General features: G+C 70.8%; 16 protein-coding genes. 11 read left to right on the top strand and 5 right to left on the bottom strand.

The features are described 5' to 3' along the window. The first annotated feature begins 21 nt into the window (after nt 1–21). The 6 genes from ACSHV8_RS07755 to ACSHV8_RS07780 all read left to right on the top strand — a co-directional run bounded on the left by ACSHV8_RS07755 (nt 22) and on the right by ACSHV8_RS07780 (nt 6,320). Complete coding sequence (locus ACSHV8_RS07755; RefSeq protein WP_436530825.1) at nt 22–1,932, top strand: helix-turn-helix domain-containing protein; 1,911 nt, start codon at nt 22–24, stop codon at nt 1,930–1,932. Between the two features lie 95 nt (nt 1,933–2,027). Continuing rightward, complete coding sequence (locus ACSHV8_RS07760; protein WP_436530827.1) at nt 2,028–3,401, top strand: MFS transporter; 1,374 nt, start codon at nt 2,028–2,030, stop codon at nt 3,399–3,401. Between the two features lie 157 nt (nt 3,402–3,558). Beyond that, entirely contained in the window at nt 3,559–5,160 is a 1,602-nt protein-coding gene (locus ACSHV8_RS07765) for an alpha-keto acid decarboxylase family protein (RefSeq protein ID WP_436530829.1), read from the top strand. Between the two features lie 83 nt (nt 5,161–5,243). Then, nucleotides 5,244–5,627 (top strand): DUF2089 domain-containing protein, encoded by a 384-nt coding sequence (locus tag ACSHV8_RS07770; protein WP_436530831.1) that lies wholly within the window; start codon nt 5,244–5,246, stop codon nt 5,625–5,627. Continuing rightward, a complete protein-coding gene (locus ACSHV8_RS07775) occupies nt 5,624–5,884 on the top strand; it encodes a hypothetical protein (protein ID WP_436530833.1) in 261 nt (86 codons plus the stop codon). Before ACSHV8_RS07770 ends, ACSHV8_RS07775 begins: the two co-directional genes overlap by 4 nt. A gap of 13 nt (nt 5,885–5,897) precedes the next feature. Continuing rightward, nucleotides 5,898–6,320 (top strand): SHOCT-like domain-containing protein, encoded by a 423-nt coding sequence (locus tag ACSHV8_RS07780; RefSeq protein ID WP_436530835.1) that lies wholly within the window; start codon nt 5,898–5,900, stop codon nt 6,318–6,320. Between the two features lie 878 nt (nt 6,321–7,198). Here the strand turns inward: ACSHV8_RS07780 and ACSHV8_RS07785 are convergent. After that, on the bottom strand, nt 7,199–8,371 hold the full coding sequence (locus tag ACSHV8_RS07785) for a S8 family peptidase (protein WP_436530837.1): 1,173 nt from the start codon (nt 8,369–8,371) through the stop codon (nt 7,199–7,201). Nucleotides 8,372–8,519: 148 nt separating this feature from the next. Between ACSHV8_RS07785 and ACSHV8_RS07790 the strand changes: the two genes are divergently transcribed. Further along, entirely contained in the window at nt 8,520–9,974 is a 1,455-nt protein-coding gene (locus ACSHV8_RS07790) for a penicillin-binding transpeptidase domain-containing protein (protein WP_436530839.1), read from the top strand. Here ACSHV8_RS07790 and ACSHV8_RS07795 read toward each other — a convergent pair. The 4 genes from ACSHV8_RS07795 to ACSHV8_RS07810 all read right to left on the bottom strand — a co-directional run bounded on the left by ACSHV8_RS07795 (nt 9,971) and on the right by ACSHV8_RS07810 (nt 14,655). Next, a complete protein-coding gene (locus ACSHV8_RS07795; RefSeq protein ID WP_436530841.1) occupies nt 9,971–10,780 on the bottom strand; it encodes a hypothetical protein in 810 nt (269 codons plus the stop codon). The genes ACSHV8_RS07790 and ACSHV8_RS07795 overlap by 4 nt on opposite strands. Before the next feature lie 110 nt (nt 10,781–10,890). Beyond that, on the bottom strand, nt 10,891–12,780 hold the full coding sequence (locus ACSHV8_RS07800) for an acyl-CoA dehydrogenase family protein (protein ID WP_436530843.1): 1,890 nt from the start codon (nt 12,778–12,780) through the stop codon (nt 10,891–10,893). 97 nt (nt 12,781–12,877) lie between these two features. Then, nucleotides 12,878–13,852 carry an endonuclease/exonuclease/phosphatase family protein gene (locus ACSHV8_RS07805; protein WP_436530845.1) on the bottom strand — a complete coding sequence of 325 codons (975 nt, stop codon included), beginning with the start codon at nt 13,850–13,852 and terminating at the stop codon, nt 12,878–12,880. Nucleotides 13,853–13,956: 104 nt separating this feature from the next. After that, a complete protein-coding gene (locus ACSHV8_RS07810) occupies nt 13,957–14,655 on the bottom strand; it encodes a TetR/AcrR family transcriptional regulator (protein ID WP_436530847.1) in 699 nt (232 codons plus the stop codon). Nucleotides 14,656–14,769: 114 nt separating this feature from the next. On the opposite strand from ACSHV8_RS07810, the gene ACSHV8_RS07815 reads away from it, so the two are divergent. From ACSHV8_RS07815 to ACSHV8_RS07830, 4 genes are all read left to right on the top strand, one after another. Then, nucleotides 14,770–16,002: a saccharopine dehydrogenase family protein gene (locus ACSHV8_RS07815; protein WP_436530849.1), complete on the top strand. Its 1,233-nt coding sequence runs from the start codon at nt 14,770–14,772 to the stop codon at nt 16,000–16,002. 21 nt (nt 16,003–16,023) lie between these two features. Then, nucleotides 16,024–17,190 carry a class I SAM-dependent methyltransferase gene (locus ACSHV8_RS07820; protein WP_436530850.1) on the top strand — a complete coding sequence of 389 codons (1,167 nt, stop codon included), beginning with the start codon at nt 16,024–16,026 and terminating at the stop codon, nt 17,188–17,190. Between the two features lie 136 nt (nt 17,191–17,326). After that, nucleotides 17,327–18,001, top strand: coding sequence for a class I SAM-dependent methyltransferase (locus ACSHV8_RS07825; protein WP_436530852.1), 675 nt, complete (start codon nt 17,327–17,329; stop codon nt 17,999–18,001). A gap of 143 nt (nt 18,002–18,144) precedes the next feature. Continuing rightward, nucleotides 18,145–18,348 carry a cold-shock protein gene (locus ACSHV8_RS07830; RefSeq protein ID WP_203683803.1) on the top strand — a complete coding sequence of 68 codons (204 nt, stop codon included), beginning with the start codon at nt 18,145–18,147 and terminating at the stop codon, nt 18,346–18,348. The last annotated feature ends 5 nt before the right edge of the window (nt 18,349–18,353 follow it).

Here is an 18,353-nt window from a genome sequence, read left to right on the forward strand (position 1 = left end):
CCGGGCCGTAGGGTGGCGCACATGTCGCGGGGACTCGAATACCTGGACCTGCTCGCGCGCGAGGCCGCCCTGGTGGAGTTCGAGCGCCCGCTGATCGCGGCCCGGGCCGCCGGTGCCGCCGCGCCCGAGCTGGACGAGCTGGAGCAGGCCAAACTGCTCGCGCTCAAGACGCGGGCGCTGCTCGAACGCCGGCGCCGGCGCGAGGAGGAGCTGTCCGCGCTCTACGACACCGCCGGTGACCTGGCCGGGCTGCGGGACGTCGACGCGGTGCTGCGGGCGATCGTGCACCGGGCGCGGACACTGCTCAACGCCGACGTGTCGTACATGACGCTGAACGACGCCGAGCGCGGCGACACGTACATGCGGATCACCGACGGTTCGGTCGCGGCCAGCTTCCAGAAGCTGCGGCTGCCGCCCGGTGCCGGACTGGGCGGGCTGGTCGCGCTGACCGGGACGCCGTACGCGACCGCCAACTACCCGGCCGACGCCCGCTTCGCGCACACCAGCGACATCGACCACGGTGTCGGCGACGAGGGCCTGATCGCCATCCTGGGCGTGCCGATGCGGCTCGGCTCGGCGGTGATCGGCGTGCTGTTCGCGGCCAACCGGGCCGAGCGGCCGTTCGCCCGCGAGGAGGTCGCGCTGCTGCTGTCGCTGGCCGCGCACGCCGCGGTCGCGCTGGACACCGCGCGGCTGCTCACCGAGACCCAGACCGCCCTGGCCGAGCTGTCCGCGGCGAACTCCACGATCCAGGCGCACAGCGAGTCGGTGGAGCGCGCGGCCAACGCCCACGACCGGATGACCGCCCTGGTGCTGCGCGGCGGGGGAGTCGACGACGTCGCCGCCGACCTGGTCGACGTGCTCAACGGCGCGCTGCTGGTGATCGACGCGCAGGGCCGCACCCTGGCCACCGCCCGCACGCCGGGCAGCACCGTCCTGCTGCCCGAGCCCGAGGAGACCACGGTCGGCGAGGCGGTCGCCGCGTCCCGCGGGGAGGGCCGCAGCGTCCGCCGCAACGACCTGATCATCGCCGCCGTGGTGGCCGGCGCCGACAACCTGGGCGCGCTGGTCTTCCGGCCAGACACCCCGCTCGCCCCGGCCGACCAGCGCATCCTGGAACGGGCCGCGCAGGTCACCGCCCTGCTGCTGCTCTTCCGCCGGACCGTGGCCGAGGCCGAGGCCCAGGTCCGCGGCGACCTGCTCGACGACCTGATCAGCCGCCCGGTGCGGGACGCCGACGCGGTGCGCGACCGGGCCGCCCGGCTCGGGCTGGACCTGGACGGGCCGTACGTGATCGTGGCGGCCGGCGACGACACCGGCGACGGCCTGCGCCAGCGCGCGGTCTCCTGGGCCCGCAGCTTCGCGGCCGGGCGCCGTGGCCTGGCCATGACCCGCGACGGCCGGGTCACGCTGCTGCTGCCCGGGGAGGATCCGGCCGGGACTGCCCGGCAGGTGGCCAAGGAGCTCAGCCGGGCGCTGGGGCGGCCGGTCACGGCCGGTGGCGCCGGTCCGGCCCGGGGCGCGGCGGCGGTCGCGCCCGCCTACCGTGAGGCCGACCAGTGCCTCAGTGCGCTGATCACTCTCGGTCGCTCGGGCTCCGGGGCCGGGACCGAGGAGCTGGGGTACGTCGGTCTGCTGCTCGGCGAGCGGCGCGACGTCACCGGGTTCGTGCGCGGCATCCTCGGCCCGGTGATCGACTACGACGCCCGCCGCGGCACCGCCCTGGTCACCACCCTGGAGGTCTACTTCGACCAGGGCGGCGGGCTGGCCAAGGCGGCCGAGGCGCTGCACGTGCACGTCAACACGGTCACCCAGCGCCTGGACCGGGTCGCCCAGCTGCTCGGCGACGACTGGCAGCACCCGCGCCGGGTTCTGGACCTCCAGCTGGCCCTGCGGCTGAACCGGCTCTCTCTGGGGGTTGACCCCATATAGCGGCAGTTGGATGTGTGGATCGGATCCATGGGCTTCGTGACCTGCGTGGACGTAGCGTCCCCGTAACCTACGTCACACCTTTGGAGAGGATGCACATGTCGACCACCGCACGTGCCCCGATCGTCAAGGTCGTCTTCGCTTCCCTGGTCGGTACCGCCGTGGAGTGGTACGACTTCTTCCTTTACGGCTCCGCCGCCGCCCTGGTCTTCGGCACGCTGTTCTTCCCGAAGTCGGATCCGGTCACCGGCACGCTCCTCGCCTTCGGCACCTACGCCCTCGGGTTCGTCGCCCGCCCGCTCGGCGGGGTGGTCTTCGGCCACTTCGGCGACCGGGTCGGCCGCAAGAAGATGCTCATCGTCTCGCTCATGCTGATGGGTCTGGCCACGGTCGCGATCGGACTGCTGCCGACGTACGCGTCGATCGGCGTCGGCGCCCCGATCCTGCTCCTGGTCTGCCGGCTCCTGCAGGGCTTCGCGGTCGGCGGCGAATGGGGCGGCGCGGTGCTGATGGCCGCCGAGCACGGCGACGACGCGCGCCGCGGCTTCTGGTCGTCGTGGCCGCAGGCCGGCGTCGCGCTCGGCAACATGCTGGCCACCGGGGTGCTGTGGCTGCTCGCGCTGGTCCAGTCCGACGAGGCGTTCAAGTCCTGGGGCTGGCGCATCCCGTTCCTGCTCAGCGCGGTGCTCGTGCTGGTCGGGCTCTGGGTGCGGCTCTCCGTCGAGGAATCGCCGGTCTTCCAGGAGGCGCGGGCGTCGCTGGCCTCGCGGTCGTCGAAAGAGCACCAGCCGCTGCTCGAAGTGATCAGGCGTTACCCGCGGGAGGTCATCCTGGCGATGGGCATGCGGCTGGCCGAGAACATCGCGTACTACCTGGTCACGGTCATCTCCATCACCTACCTGACGACGTTCGCGGGGACCAGTGCGGACAAGAGCAAGATCCTGACCGCGCTGCTGATCGGCTCGGCCGTGCAGTTCGTCCTGGTGCCGATCCTCGGGGCGTTGTCGGACCGGGTCGGCCGGCGCCCGCTCTACCTGGCCGGTGCGGTCGGGATCGCCCTGTGGTCGTACGTCTTCTTCGGTCTGATCGGCAGCCGGTCGGAGCCGAAGATCATTCTGGCGGTGCTCGTCGGTCTGATCCTGCATTCCCTGATGTACGCGCCGCAGGCCGCGTTCTTCGCCGAGCTGTTCGGGACGTCGGTGCGGTACACGGGCGCGTCGGTCGGCTACCAGCTCGCCTCGATCCTGGCCGGCGCGCTGGCGCCGATCATCGCGCTCAAGCTGCTCGGGGACGTGCATCATCCGAACACCACGGCCGTGGCGATCTACATGACGGTGGCGTCGGTGCTGACGATCCTGGCCGTGCTGGCGGCGCGGGAGACGGCGCGGTCCTCGCTGCGCCACGACCGGGTGCCGGCCGCTTCGGCCTCCCCGACCTCCCCGGCCTCCCCGGTCGACGAACCGGTGAGCTGAATCGGTCACAGCGCCGTCCTGCTCCGGGCGGCGCTGTGATCGTCGTCATGATCAACATGTGCAGGTCTGACGACTTCTGCCCTTGGCAGCTGGACACTTTGACCAGATCAAGGCCGATCAGTTGCACAGATTGTGTGGCACCCCTGAGGGTGTCGGCATGATGATCACCCTGGCCGAGTACCTCGGGCGCCGTCTCACCCAGGCCGGAGTCGGACACCTCTTCGGTGTGCCCGGCGACTTCAACCTCACCCTGCTCGACCACCTCACCACCGTGCCGGGGCTGCGCTGGGTGGGCTCGCCGAACGAGCTCGGAGCCGGGTATGCGGCCGATGCCTACGCGCGGGCGCGTGGCCTCTCGGTGATCGTCTCGACGTACGGCGTCGGCGAGCTGAGCTGCATCAACGCGATCGCCGGAAGCGCGGCCGAGGACGTGCCGGTCGTCCACGTCGTCGGTGCGCCGGCGACCGCGGCGGTGGTCGGGCGCCGCAAGGTCCACCACACTCTCGCCGACGGGGTCTTCGATCGGTTCGAGATGGCGTACGCGCAGGTCACCGTGCACCAGGAGAGCGTGATCGCGGAGCGGGCGACCGAGCAGGTCGACGCCGTGCTGCTGGCCGCGATGACGCACCGCAAACCGGCGTACCTGAGCATCCCGCAGGACCTGGCGACGCTGCTGGTCGACCCGGCACCGCTGGACCGTCCCCTGACCCCCGCGATGCCCACCTTCCCGGTGTCCCTGAGCGATCGGTTCGCGGCCGCGTCCCGCCCGGTGATCGTCGTCGGTCACCTGGTCGCGCGCTTCGGCCTCGGCGAGGCGGTCCTGGCGGCCGCCCGGCAGGCGAACATCCCGTTCGTGACGACTCTCGCGGCCAAGGGCGTGATCGACGAGTCCGAGCCGCTGTTCCGCGGCACGTACGCGGGGACGATGGTGGACACCGGCGCCTTCGAACAGGTCGCCGGGGCCGACCTCGTGATCGAGCTGGGCGTCGTGCACAGCGATGTCCTCTCCGGCTTCTTCACCCACCGCCAGCCCGATGACCAGGTGATCCAGGTCGGGGCGGAACTGCTGCCCGCGGCGGTCCGGGCCCTCGGGGAGCTGTCCGCGCGACACCGCTTCGCCTCCGTGGCCGCCGCTCCCGCCGCTTGCGTTCCCGCCGCCGTCGTCGATCCGCACGAGCCGCTGACCCAGGACGGGCTCTGGGCGACCGTGCAGGACTGGCTGCCGTCCGGGACCGCCGTACTGGCCGACACCGGGACCTCGTTCTGGGGCGCGGCGTCGCTGCGGCTGCCCGACGACACGGTCATGGTCGGTCAGCCGATCTGGAACTCCATCGGGTACGCGCTGCCCGCCGTGCTCGGGCAGGGCCTGGCCGACCCGGGACGCCGTCCGATCCTGTTCATCGGGGACGGTGCCGCGCAGATGACCGTGCAGGAGCTGAGCACGATCGCGGCGCACGGGCTGACGCCGATCATCGTGCTGCTTAACAACCGGGGCTACACGATCGAGCGGGCGCTGCAGAGCCCCGACGCCGGGTACAACGACGTGGCGTCGTGGGACTGGAGCTACCTGGCGTCGGCGCTGACCGGGGACAAGGTGGAGTACCGGGCCGCCCGGACCGCGGCTGAGCTGCGGCACTCACTGGAGGTCGCGGCGTCGGCGACCGACTCGCTGGTGCTCATCGAGGCGGAACTCGGACGGTACGACGTACCGCCGTTGTTGCGGGTGCTCGCCGAGCGCAACGAGGTTCTCAAGGGGTAGCCGCGGCTGAATCTCCCCTCGGATTAAAAAAGTTAAGATCGACTTGTTGAAAGTTAATACCTGACCGGTCTATAACTTGAGTTATGACAGAGCGGGTGTTGGACTGGCAGGAGCTGACGAACCTGACCAGGGGCCGGCCGTTCGTCGTCGAACGGGTGCGCCTGGCTGACAGCGGCGTCGCCATCGAGGGTGGGTTCGAGCCGCCGCAGTTGGCTCAGCTCAGCGTCGAGGACCAGGTGTTCGTGACGGCGTTCGTGCGGTGCCACGGCTCCATCAAGGAGATGGAGCGGATCTTCGGGGTCAGCTACCCGACGATCAAGTCACGGCTGAATCGGGTTTCTCAGCTGCTCGACTTCGTCGACACCGACCCGGCGCCGCCGCGGTCGGAGGTCATCGACCGGCTGCGGCGCGGCGAGATCACCGCGCAGCAGGCCCTCCAGGAGCTGAACGGCGGTGGCGCGTCATGATGCCGCAGCTGTTCACCGTCCTGGTGCGGCGGCCGGAACACCGGCCGATCCGGATCTGGGTCCCGGTCCTCCCGGTGGCGCTGGTGTTCTCGCCGCTCCTGGTCCTGGCCGCGCTGGTCGCGGTCGTCGCGTGCGTGATCTACCGGATCTCGGTGCCGCTCGCGTTCAGCTCGGGCTGGCGGTTCTTCTGCGCCCTGTCCGGCACCCGGGTCGACGTCCACGAGGGACGCTCGACCGTGCTCGTCAGCATCCGATAGGGGAGCGAAAATCATGAACGAACAGCGCAAGGACATCCTCGACATGCTCGCCGAGGGCAAGATCACCGCGGACGAGGCGGAGCAACTGATCGCCGCCCTCGACCGCGACCGCCCGGCCAACGTGACCCCGTCCGACCTCCGCCCGGCCGGCAAACCGAAATACCTGCGGGTCGAGGTCGACACCATGGAAGGCGGCGAGCCGGGCCGCGTCAACGTCCGCGTCCCGCTCCAGCTGCTGCGGGCCGGCGTCCGGCTGGCCGCGCTGATCCCGCCGCAGGCGCTCGGCAAGGCCAACGAGGAACTCAGCAAGAACGGCATCCCGTTCGACCTGACCCAGCTCAAGCCCGAGCAGCTGGAAGAGCTGGTCGAGCTGCTGGACGACATGACGGTCGAGGTCGACCAGCCCGACGCCAAGGTCCGGGTGTTCTGTGACTGACCCCCTGTCCGTTCCACGGACAGAGCCCCGAGAAGGTGCTGCAACACCCTCCCGAGGCCGCGCCGCGATCCCTCGCGTCGCACAGTTGAACTGCCACCCCGAAGTCTAACGACCCCGAGGGGCTTCGCCCCACCGCGAAGCCCCTCACCCCCGGCCCGCTGCGCGACTCGCGCCAGCCGGCTGGTCCTGAGGGTCGTGTCCGACCCCGGGAAACAACCCTGAGCGCCAGCCGAGCCCCCGCGCCGCCCGATCCAGCGCCGCGGTCCCGCCCTCAGCTGGCGCTCACGGTCGTTGCGGGCCCGAAAAGCAGCCCTGAGCACCAGCCGGGGCCGTGCGTCGCGGCCGGGCCTGGCGTGGCCGGCGGGGCTCGCGGACGGGTACGCGAGGTGCGTTTTCGGTCCGGCCGGCGGCGCGGGTCCGGGTCTCGGCTGGTGCTCATGGCTGTTTTCGAGCTCGAAAACAGCCATGAGCACCAGCCGGGCACCACCAGCCATGAGCACCAGCCGGGCACCACCAGCCGGGCACCACCAGCCGGGCAGTACCGGCCGGGGTGCGCCAGCTGGGCAGCACCAGCCGGGCAGTACCGGCCGGGGTGCGCCAGCTGGGCAGCACCAGCCGGGGTGCGCCAGCTGGGCAGCACCAGCCGGGCAGTGTCAGCCGCGGAGCGCTGGCGGGGGTGCGGCTGGTGCTGGGTGGGAGTGTCCGGGGTGGGGGAGGTGTGGGCGGGTTTTGGTTTGAGCGGGACCACCCACGCAGATCGCCCTTCCGGGCTGAGCGTTCTGGCCGCGCCAGCGGCCTGCTCAGCCCGGAAGGGTCCCCGCGGGAGCGACGGTCCGGACCACAGCGGAGCTAGGACATCATGAATGTGATCTGGATTTTCAGCTGCTCAGGCTGCCGGTGTAGAGCAGGCGGTTGGGGGAGCCGGAGCCGGCGCTGGTGACGACGCCGGTGGTGGCGGCGGCGATGACGGCGGCGTTGACGGTGGCGACCGAGGCGCCGGGGTGGGCGGTGAGGTAGAGGGCGGCGGCGCCGGCGACGTGCGGGGAGGAGAACGAGGTGCCGCTGCCGGTGTAGGTGGCGGTGTTGCTGGTGCGCCAGGCCGAGGTGATGTCGACGCCGGGCGCGAACAGGTCGAGCACGGAACCGTAGTTGGACCAGGAGGCCTTCGCGTCGGTCTTGCCGGTGGCGCCGACCGTCAGCGCCTCGGTGACGCGGGCCGGGGAGCTGGTGCCGGCGTTGGCGCCGGAGTTGCCGGCGGCGATCGCATACGGAATCCCGGCCGTGATCGACCGGCGCACCGCGGCGTCGAGTGTGCTGCTGGTGCCGCCGCCCAGGCTCAGGTTGGCCACGGAGCGACCGGCGACGGCGTGGGCGGTGACCCAGTCGATGCCGGCGATGACGCCCGCCGTGGTGCCCGAGCCGTTGTTGTCCAGCACGCGGACGCCGACCACGTTGGCGCTCTTGGCGACGCCGTACGTACTCCCGACCGCGACCGCCGACACGAACGTCCCGTGCCCGTTGCCGTCCTGCGCGACGCTGTCCCCGTCGACCGCGTCGTAACCGTAGCTCGCCCGGCCGCCGAAGTCCTGGTGCGTGACGGTGATCCCGGTGTCGATCACGTAGACGGTGGTGCCGCTGCTCGGGCCGTAGGTGTAGGTGCCGCTCAGCGGCAACGCCCGCTGGTCGATGCGGTCCAGGCCCCACGGCGCGGAGCTCTGGGTGTCGGTGATCCGCACCGTCTGGTCGGCCTCCACGCTCGCCACCGACGGATCGGCGGCCAGTCGCGCGGCCTGGCGGGCGGTCAGGTGGGCCGTGTAGCCCTCGACGGCGTGCCCGAAGATCCGGTCGACCGTTCCGCCGTAGCGGGCGGCCAGCCGGTCGGCGCGGGCCTTGTCGACGTCGGACGTCAGGGTGACCAGGTAGGTGCCGTCGATCGCGGTGACGCTGTCCGCGTTGAGGACCGTTCCGGTCGCCTCGGCCGCGTAGGCCGGTGACGTCGCCACGACGGCGAGGGTGATGCCGGTGAGGACGGCGGCGGCTTGGTGTCGCATGGTGTTCCTCCCGATTCCGGCGCCGGTGTCGACGCCTGAACATCAGGCTAGGAACCAATTTTTGATTGACGATCAACGATTTATTAGCAGGTCGTCATGGTTCTGATGCCACATTGCAAACGACAATCTTCGATGTACGGCGGGCGCTATGATCCTCGATCGTCCACGCCGGACGATCTACGGGGGGATCGGGTTGAGGCTTCGTGCCTGGTTGAGTGTGGCGGCGGGCGTGCTGCTCGTCGCCGTGATCGCGGTCGTGGTGCGGCCGGATCCGCCGTCGCCCGAGCCGGCCGGGGCGCCGCCCGCGGTGTCGTCGCCGGCGCCGCGACCGGTGCCGTCGGAGCTGTACGCGAGCGACGGCACCACGCTGATCGCCCGTTTCGACACCGGTGACCCGCACGCGGCCTGCGCCGGTTCGGCCTACGGCTTCTACTGCGACTACGTGGCCACGTGGTGGGAGCAGCACAAGGGCCTCACTAGCCTGAGCTCCGGCGGCTACCGGATCGTCGGTTCGCTGGACGTCGCGCTGCAGCGGGTCGCGCAGAAGCGGGCCGGCGGGGTGCTGCCGGAGGCCAGTCCCAAGGCGTTCGCGGCGGCGACGGTGGAGCCGGGTTCGGGGCTGGTCCGGGTGATGGTCGCCGACCGGGTGTTCGGGACGCCGTCCGCGTCGCCGAGCCCGTTCCAGTGGCAGGGGACCGTGCCCGGCCCGATCGGTCAGCCGCTCGCCTCGGAGGGCGGGGCCTACTTCAACGGCGGCATGACGTTCGGGATGTTCACGCTGGTGGCGGCGTTGGAGCAGGGGATGTCGCCGAGCGACACGATCGACACCGAGGCGCGGTTCACGTCGCGGTACCGGACCTGGCCGTCCGACCCGAGCGCCTGCGAGGGCGACCACTGGTGCCCGCGGAACCTCGATGACCCGGCCTACCGGTCGGGGAAGCGGACGATGTGGGAGGGGTTCGGGCACTCGGTGGTGACCTATCTCGTGGCGCTGGAGGAGAAGGTCGGGGCGGACAGGGTCGTGGACGTGGCCCGTCGGCTCGGCATCCGGTTCTACGAGCAGGACGAGAGCATGGCCGGGCCGGACATCGCGCCGAACTGGGGCGCGTTCACGCTCGGGATCTCCCGGACCAGCCCGCTCGACCTGGCCACGGCGTACGCGACGCTGGCCGCCGACGGGAAGCACTGTGAGCCGCTGCCGGTCGTGCGGGTCGTCTCCGCCGACGGGCAGGCCGTGCCCAGCCCCGGCCCGGAGTGCTCCCAGGTGGTGGCGGCCGAGGTGGCCCGCGCGGCGCTGGACGCCGGCCGTTGCGGGGTCGGCGACCGGCCCGCGTCCGGGGATCGGTGCGGATCGGGGAAGGTGCCCGCGGACGCCGTGCGCGGCCTGGTCGGGCGGCCGGTCTCGGGGCAGCTCGGTGTCACCGACCGTCAGTCGGCGGCTCTGGTCGTGGCCGGGCCGCAACTGGTCACGGCCGGGATCGCCGCGGGCGGGTCGAAGCGGCTGCCGACCGGCATCGAGGGGCGCGTGGTGGCGGCGGTGAGCGAGGTCGAGCGGTCCGGTCTGGCGCCGCTGCCGAGCCTCGGCTTCACCCCGCCGGCCTAGGCCGCCCAGTCGGCTGTGGAGTAACGCAGCGTCATCTCGGTCTTGGTCAGCTGCGGCTCGGACGGTGACACGCCGTGCGCGCTGAGGATCGCGGTGAGCCGGGTCGCCACCTCGGGCGCCTGGCCGACCGGGCAGCGCGTGGACAGCTCCAGCACGGTCGAGCCGTCCGGGAAGGCCCACTTCTCGGCGGCCAGCTGACGGTCGAAGCCGGCCGGCTGGAACTTGTGCTTGTGGACCTCGACCGGCCCGAACACGGCCAGCTCGCCGAGGTCGAGGCCGCCGGGCGCGCACGCCGCGAGCAGCCGCCGCTGCGGCTGGGCGAGGAGTTTGGCCAGCGGGCGGCCGGCCGCCCGGGTGCGGGCGACGACGCCGCGGCCCAGGCGCACCTTCAGCGAGCCGGAGCAGACGCGCTGCCCGGGCATCGCGTCGATCTCGACTTCCAGGGTGTTCTGCCGGCGCAGCCATTTCGGCACGGTGTGCGAGTCGATCGGGCGCAGCTTGACGACCGCGTCGTCCGGGCGGTCGCCCAGGTCGCGGATCCGTACGACCAGGCCGTGGCGGTAGAGCGCCAGGTCCGGCGTGTCGAGGAAGAACACCCGGCGGGTCTGCGCGGCGGCGCGCTCGATCTTCAGCGAGCGGCACTGCCGTTCACTCGAGACGACCTTCAGCTCGACGCGTTCGGCCTGGCCGGTGAGTTTGGGCCGGCCCGCCGGGGGCACCCAGTAGCCCCATTTGCCGAGGTTCTTGGCGTGGTGACGGGAGGCGGGTCGCCGGGCGCGCGATGCCGTGAGCTCGTTGCCTTGCACCCTTGACGACTCCCCGTTCCTTTTGCGATCAACTTCCGTTCACCTTCTGGTAACCCTAGCCCATCCCTCCCTCAAGATCACTGTGGTGTTCGTCAACGGGGACGCTGACCTTAGGAAATGCGCCGGCGGACGTCGTCGACGGTGGCCGGGCCGGGCTGCCAGGCGGCCACCCAGGCCGCGTCCGAGGCCGGATTGACGACACCCTCCTCCAGGAACGCGTACCGCCCGTCGAGCACCCGCCGGGCCGCTTTCGCGTCCAGGCTGTCGGTGTTGTCCCAGAGGGCGGCGAACAGCGCCTCGGTGCGGATCCGGGCCTGCCGGCAGAACAGGTCGGCCAGCTCCAGCTCGGGCGCGTTCTGCGACGCGTGGGCGCGCACGCACGCGGCCGACATGGCGAACAGTTCCGCGCCGATGTCCACGATCCGGCCCAGGAAGCCCTGCTTGCGTTCGAGTTTCCCCTGCCAGCGCGACATCGCGTAGAACGTGGAACGGGCCAGTTTGCGGGACGCGCGTTCGACGTACCGCAGATGCGCGGCCAGGGGCCCGAACCGGCCGAACTCGGCCGGATTCTGCCCGCGGCCGACCGCGAGCGTCGGCAGCCATGTCGCGTAGAACTTCCCGGCGCGCGCACCGGCCCGGGCCTTGGTGGCCAGGCCGGCGTCGGGGTCGATGATGTCGCCGGCCACCGACAGGTGCGCGTCCACCGCCTCCCGGGCGATCAGCAGGTGCATGATCTCGGTCGAGCCCTCGAAGATCCGGTTGATCCGCATGTCGCGCAGCATCTGCTCGGCCTCGGCGGTGCGCTCGCCGCGCGCCCGCAGCGAGTCGTTGGTCTCGTAGCCGCGCCCGCCCCGGATCTGGATCAGCTCGTCGGCGATCTTCCAGCCCATCTCGCTGGCGAACAGTTTCACCAGCGCCGCCTCGATCCGGATGTCGTTGCGCGCGTCGTCGGCGATCAGGCAACAGAGATCGAGCATCGATTCCATCGCGTACGTCGTAGCCGCGATGAACGAGATCTTGGCCGCGACCGCCTCGTGGGCGCCGACCGGCCGCCCCCACTGCACGCGATCGGCCGACCATTCGCGGGCGATCGCCAGCGCCCGCTTGCCCGCGCCCACGCACATCGCCGGCAGTGACAGCCGTCCGGTGTTCAGCGTGGTCAGCGCGATGCGCAGCCCCTTGCCGAGGCCGCCGATCACGTTCTCGGCCGGCACGAACACGTCGTGGAAGCGGGTCACGCTGTTCTCCAGGCCGCGCAGCCCGAGGAACGCGTTGCGCCGCTCGACGGTGATGCCGGGGGAGTCGCCCTCGACGACGAACGCGGTGATCCCCTTCTCGGGCACGCGCGCCATCACCACCAGCAGCGTCGCCACCGTGCCGTTGGTCGCCCACAGTTTCACGCCGTTGAGCCGGAAACCCCCGTCGACCGGCTCGGCGACGGTGCCGAGCCGCGCCGGGTCCGACCCGACGTCCGGCTCGGTGAGCAGGAACGCGGAAACCTCCCCACCGGCCAGACGAGGCAGAAACGCCTGCTTCTGTACGGCGGAGCCGAACAGTTTCAGCGGCTGGGGCACCCCGATCGACTGATGGGCCGAGAGCAGCGCGGCGGTCGAGGCGCTCACGGAGCCGATCATCGTCAGCGCCTTGCAGTAGTGCAGGTTGGACAGGCCGAGCCCGCCGTACTCCTTGTCGATCTTCATGCCGAACGCCCCGAGCCGCGCCAGCTCCCGGAACGCCTCGTCGGGGATGCGGGCGTCGCGCTCGATCTGCTCGCCGTCGAGGTCGTCACGCACGTACGCGCGAAGTTTGTGCAGGAAATCGTCGGCGTCGGGGCTCTGCGGCGCCTGGGGCCACGGATCGATCAGGTCCAGGCGGAACTTGCCGAGGAAGAGTTCCTTCCCGAAGCTCGGTTTTCGCCACTCGGACTCGCGGGCGGCCTCGGCCACCTGGCGGGCCTGCTTCTCCGAGACGTCTGCCGGTTTCCCGTGCGTCGTGGTCATCGGTTCACACCCCTCCGACGTCGGACGTGCCTTGGCCGTGACGCTACGCCGGGGTGTTACCGGGTGGTAGCCCTCAGCAATGATCGACAGTCGTCGGTCAGGGCAGCCGGACGCGGACCTGGACCGGTAGGTGGTCGCTCGGGTACTGCCCGTGGTCGCGGTAGGTGTTCATCAGGATCGCCGACGCGGTGACGTCCGGCGTGGTGAGGATCCAGTCGTCGCGCTCGCCGTCCGGGACCAGGGCTTGATAGTTGTGGATGGTCGCCCAGGCCGGCCCGCGGATCGGCGCGGTCGTCCACGTGTCGCGCAGCCCGGCCCGGCCGGTCAGCAGCCGATGGACCTGGCTGGTCCCGTCGCCCGGGCTGTTGAAGTCCCCGGTCAGCACCACCGGCAGCTTCTCGAACCCGGCCAGCGTCGTCATGATCAGCTCGGCGGCGTGGCGGCGGGCGTTCTCGCTGACGTTGTCCAGGTGGGTGTTGACGGCGAAGAACCGGTGCCCGCTCGACCGGTCGGTGAACAGCGCCCAGGTCACCATGCGCACGTGCGCCGAACCCCAGCTGATCGACCCCGGGACCTGCGGTGTCGCGGAGAGCCAGAAGTCCCCCGACCGCAGCACGCGCAGCCGGGCCGTGTTGTAGAAGATCGCCATGTGCTCGCCGTTGTCGCCACCCTCACGGCCGAGCCCGAAGTGCGCGTAGCCCTCGCCCAGGTCGGCGGCCACGTCCCGTACCTGATCGGGAAGCCCCTCCTGGGTGCCGATCAGATCCGGTTGTTCCAGCGTGAGCAACGTCCGCATCACCGGACGGCGCTGCGCCCACGTGTTCGCGCCCGCACTGCCGGCATACCGCAGGTTGAACGTCATCACGTCCAGATCGGACGGCCGCGCGGGCCCGGCCAGCACCTCCATCGCGGACATCGGCGGCCCGAACACGGGCGACGGCGGCCCGGCCGCACCGGCCGGTGGCGGCGGCCCGGTCGACGGCGGGACCACGTCGCCGCCCACGCCGGGAACACAGGCCAGCACGAGCACCAGAAGACCGAGCGAACGTGCTGCCCGGACGTGATTCGGCACGCCCGGACCATAGCAACCGCGCCTGTGTCGGCAGTCGACTCGGTGTCCGTCATCCGGCTCGGGCCCGCTGTCGACCCGGAACCGCGGGGCCGGGGCGGAGCGGGTCAGCCCGTCAGCCGGGCGGCGACCGCGTCCAGCAACAGGTCCAAAGCCGACGGATAGGCGCTGCGCACCATCTCGGCGGCCAGCAGGGGAGCCGCCGCCGCGATGTTCGGGTGCGAGGCCGCCGGCAGGTGCCCGTACGTCGATCGCCAGACCTCGTCCTCGGCCCGCAGGGCCGCGTTCGGCAGCGCCAGCGACGCCGCGTCCAGGGCGGCGAAGGCCAGGGTCTGGTCGATGAACGCGTGATAGACCCGCACCGCCTCGCCCACCGGCAGCCCCGCCGCCCGCAGCACCCCGAGCACGGCCTCGTCGGCCGCGAGTTCGTTGGCCCGCCCGGTCACCCGGCTGGTCGTCAGGACCGCGGCCTGCGGATGGGCCACGTAGGCCGCATGGATCCGCATCCCGAGCCGCCGCAGGTCGTCGCGCCAGGAGTCGCTGGGCCGCCACCCGTCGAGCGCCTGCCCGATGAGTGTGTCCCCGATCGCCAATGTCAGGTCGTCCATGCCGCGGAAATATCGATAGAGCGCACTGGGGTCGCAGTCCAGCGCGAGCCCCAGCCGGCGGGCGCTCAGACCGGTGCTCCCGTGCTCTCTGAGCAGGCGTAACGCCGTATCGATGATCAGATGTTCGGACAGCACCCGGCCGCTGCGGGTGGGCCGGCGACGGCGCCGTTTCTCCTCGCTGACCACTGCCTTCGGCATCGCTCACCTCGAACTTCTTATGCCAACACAGTTGACCTTACGCCCCGGAAGAAAGTTTGATCTGTGCGGGGCCCCGGAAAGTTTTGTCGTGAAAGGCAATGAAAGGAGCAGGTCATGCGTGTCCTGCTGGTGGGTGCGGGCGGCGTCGGCACGGCGATCACCCGGATCGCGGCGCGGCGGCCGTTCTTCGACGAGATGGTGGTGGCCGACTACGACCTGGGCCGGGCCCAGGCCGCGGTGGCGTCGGTCGGTGACCCCCGCTTCCGGGCCGAGCGGGTGGACGCGTCCGACCCGGCGGCCGTCGTCGCGCTGCTCGGCCGGTCCGGCTGTGACGTGCTGCTCAACGCGACCGACCCGCGCTTCGTGGTGTCGCTGTTCGAGGCGGCGCAGGAAGCCGGGGTGACCTACCTGGACATGGCGATGTCACTGTCCCGGCCGCACCCGGACGCGCCGTACTCCAAGACCGGCGTGAAGCTGGGCGACGCCCAGTTCGCCGAGCAGACCGTGTGGGAGAGCAAGGGCGCGCTGGCCCTGGTCGGCATGGGCGTCGAGCCGGGGCTGTCGGACGTGTTCGCCCGCTACGCGGCCGACGAACTGTTCGACGAGATCGACGAGATCGGCGTACGTGACGGTGGGAATCTGACCGTCGACGGTTACGAGTTCGCGCCGTCGTTCAACATCTGGACGACGATCGAGGAGTGCCTGAACCCGCCGGTGGTGTGGGAGGCCGGCCGTGGCTGGTTCACCACGGCGCCGTTCAGCGAGCCCGAGGTGTTCGACTTCCCCGAGGGGATCGGCCCGGTGCAGTGCGTCAACGTGGAGCACGAGGAGGTGCTGCTCATCCCGCGCTGGGTGGGCGCGCGCCGGGTGACGTTCAAGTACGGGCTGGGCGAGGACTTCATCCGTACGCTCCGGACCCTGCACCAGATCGGACTCGACAAGACCGACGGGGTGATCGTGCCCGGCCCGAACGGCCCGGTGACCGTCTCCCCGCGGGACGTGGTCGCGGCCAGCCTGCCCGACCCGGCCCAGCTGGGCGAGCGGATGCGCGGCAAGACGTGCGCCGGCACCTGGGTGCGCGGCGCCAAGGACGGCGCACCGCGCGAGGTCTACCTCTACCACGTGGTCGACAACGAGTGGTCGATGAAGGAGTACGGCAGTCAGGCCGTGGTCTGGCAGACCGCGATCAACCCGGTCGTCGCCTGCGAGTTGCTCGCGACCGGGGTGTGGACCGGCGCCGGCGTGCTCGGCCCGGAGGCGTTCCCGCCGCGGCCGTTCCTCGACCTGCTCACCGAGTACGGCTCGCCGTGGGCCATGCGGGAGCAGAACGCATTGATCGCTGCCTGATGTTGGTGGCAGGATCACGGCATGAGGCGGCGTTCCTTGGCCGACGTCTTCAGCCGGCGTTACGACGAATTCTTCCGTGACCGCACCCCGATTCCCTTCGAGATCCTGACTCGCGAGGGCAAGACGCTCTCGTACGGTGTCAGCGAGTCCACTCCGTCCAGATTCTGCTTCGTGGTCCGCGACGACGCGGGCCACGACGCACTGGCGTCGCTCGATCAGCTGCAGGTCGCGGTGGCGTACCTGCGAGGGCATCTCGACGTCGAGGGTGACCTCGGCGCCGCACTGAACATGCGCAGGTTCTTCTCCGACATCCATCCCGTCGCGTTCGTGGGCCGGTGGGCGCCGTCGTTGTGGCACGGCAAGACCGACCACGACCGGCGCGCCATCTCGCAGCACTACGACGAGGAGTCCGACTTCTTCCTCACCTTCCTCGACGAGCGGCACCGCTGTTACACCCAGGGGGTCTTCGCCGGCGACGACGAGCCGCTGGAGGACGCGGTCACCCGCAAGCTCGACATCGCCCTGGACGACCTCGGGGTGAAACCGGGTGACCGGGTCCTCGAGGTCGGCGGTGGCTGGGGCGCGTTCTCCGAGCACGCCGCCCGCCGGGGCATCGACGTCACCACGGTCACCCTGGCCGTGGAGTCCGAGAAGTTCCTGAACGAGCTGTTCACGCGGGAGAAGCTGCCGGTCACCGTGGTGCGCGAGCACATCTTCAGGTACGAGTCGCCCGAGGCGTTCGACGCGATCGTCAACATGGGCGTGACCGAGCACCTGCCCGACTACGCGACGACCCTGAAGACGTACGCGCGACTGCTCAAGCCCGGCGGACGCGTCTATCTCGACGCGCTCGCGATGCGGCGCAAGCACACCGCGTCGACGTTCTTCAAGCAGTACGTGTATCCGGGCCGCTCGGCACCGCTGCTGCTCCACCAGTATCTGCACCAGGTCGCCCGCTCGCCGTTCGACCTGCTCAGCGTCCAGGACGACCGGCACAACTACTACCTGACGTGCCGGGAGTGGGCGAAACGCCTGGACTCCCGGCGCGAGGAGATCGTGGCCCGCTGGGGCGAGGAGCTCTATCGGCGCTTCCGGATCTTCCTGTGGGGGTCGGCGTCCGGATTCGACACCCGGCTGGTGCAGGCGTACCGCTGGACGTTGCAGTACAACCCCGGCACCACGGCCTGACCGGAACTGATCGAGGCCGGCCCGCACCCGGACGGGTCATGTGTGACCACGTCGTGGGGTGTGGGCCGGTCCGGTCGCGTACTGTCGGGGCCAGCCGTTCTGTGCCCGGGCGCGGCCCTCATGACAGGAGCGTGCCGTGCCGAGGCTTTCCGGAACTTCGCTTGCCCGTTTTCTCACCTCCGGTTCCGGCGACTACGACGGCCTGCGGCTCGTGCGCTTACCGTTCGTGCCGGAGCTGCGTCTCTACCTGGCCGACGACGCGATCGTGCTCCAGGCGCGCCTGGAGATCGAGGCTGATACGACGTTCCACCCGTTCTGGACGAACGCGTGGGCCGGCGGCCAGGCCCTCGCCCGATATCTGCTGGATCATCCCGACCTGGTGGCCGGTCGCCGGGTGCTCGACGTGGCGTGCGGCGGCGGTGTGGCCGGGATCGCCGCGGCCCGGGCCGGGGCGGGTGCGGTGACGGCCAACGACATCGATCCGTACGCGTGCGCCGCCGCGGCCATGAACGCCGACGTCAACGCCGTGAACCTGCGCCTGCTCGAAGGTGATCTGCTCGGCGGTGACGGCGGGGACGCCGAGGTGGTTCTGGTCGGGGACGCCTTCTACGACCGTGACCTGGCGACCCGGATGACCGGTTTCCTGCGCCGGGCGACCGCGCGCGGCGCGACGGTCCTGGTCGGAGACCCGGGACGGGGTCACGTGCCCGAACAGTGGCTGCAGGTGTTGCGCAGTTATCGCATCACCGGACTCGGTGCCGCCGAGGACTCGGGGATCACCGAGGTTTCCGTCCTCGGGTCCGTTCGTTGACCCCGCGTCGTGCTACGGTGACGGCGTTGCAGGTTCTAGTTTCCTGAGACGTACTTCAAACGCCTGATGGGCATCTCGGCCCGCCAGGCGTTTTTTGTTTGTCGAACCTCAACGATCACGTGTCGAATCAGCAGGGAGAGATCATGGCCACCGGCACCGTCAAGTGGTTCAACAGCGACAAGGGCTTCGGCTTCATCACCCAGGACGACGGCGGCCCGGACGTGTTCGCGCACTTCTCCGCGATCGCGACCTCCGGCTTCCGCAGCCTTGAGGAGAACCAGCGGGTGGAGTTCCAGGTCACCCAGGGCCAGAAGGGCCTCCAGGCGGAGAACATCCGCCCGCTCTGAGATGA

Origin of the sequence: Actinoplanes sp. HUAS TT8 (assembly GCF_051380535.1) — a bacterium.
In the GTDB taxonomy this organism is placed as follows: domain Bacteria; phylum Actinomycetota; class Actinomycetes; order Mycobacteriales; family Micromonosporaceae; genus Actinoplanes.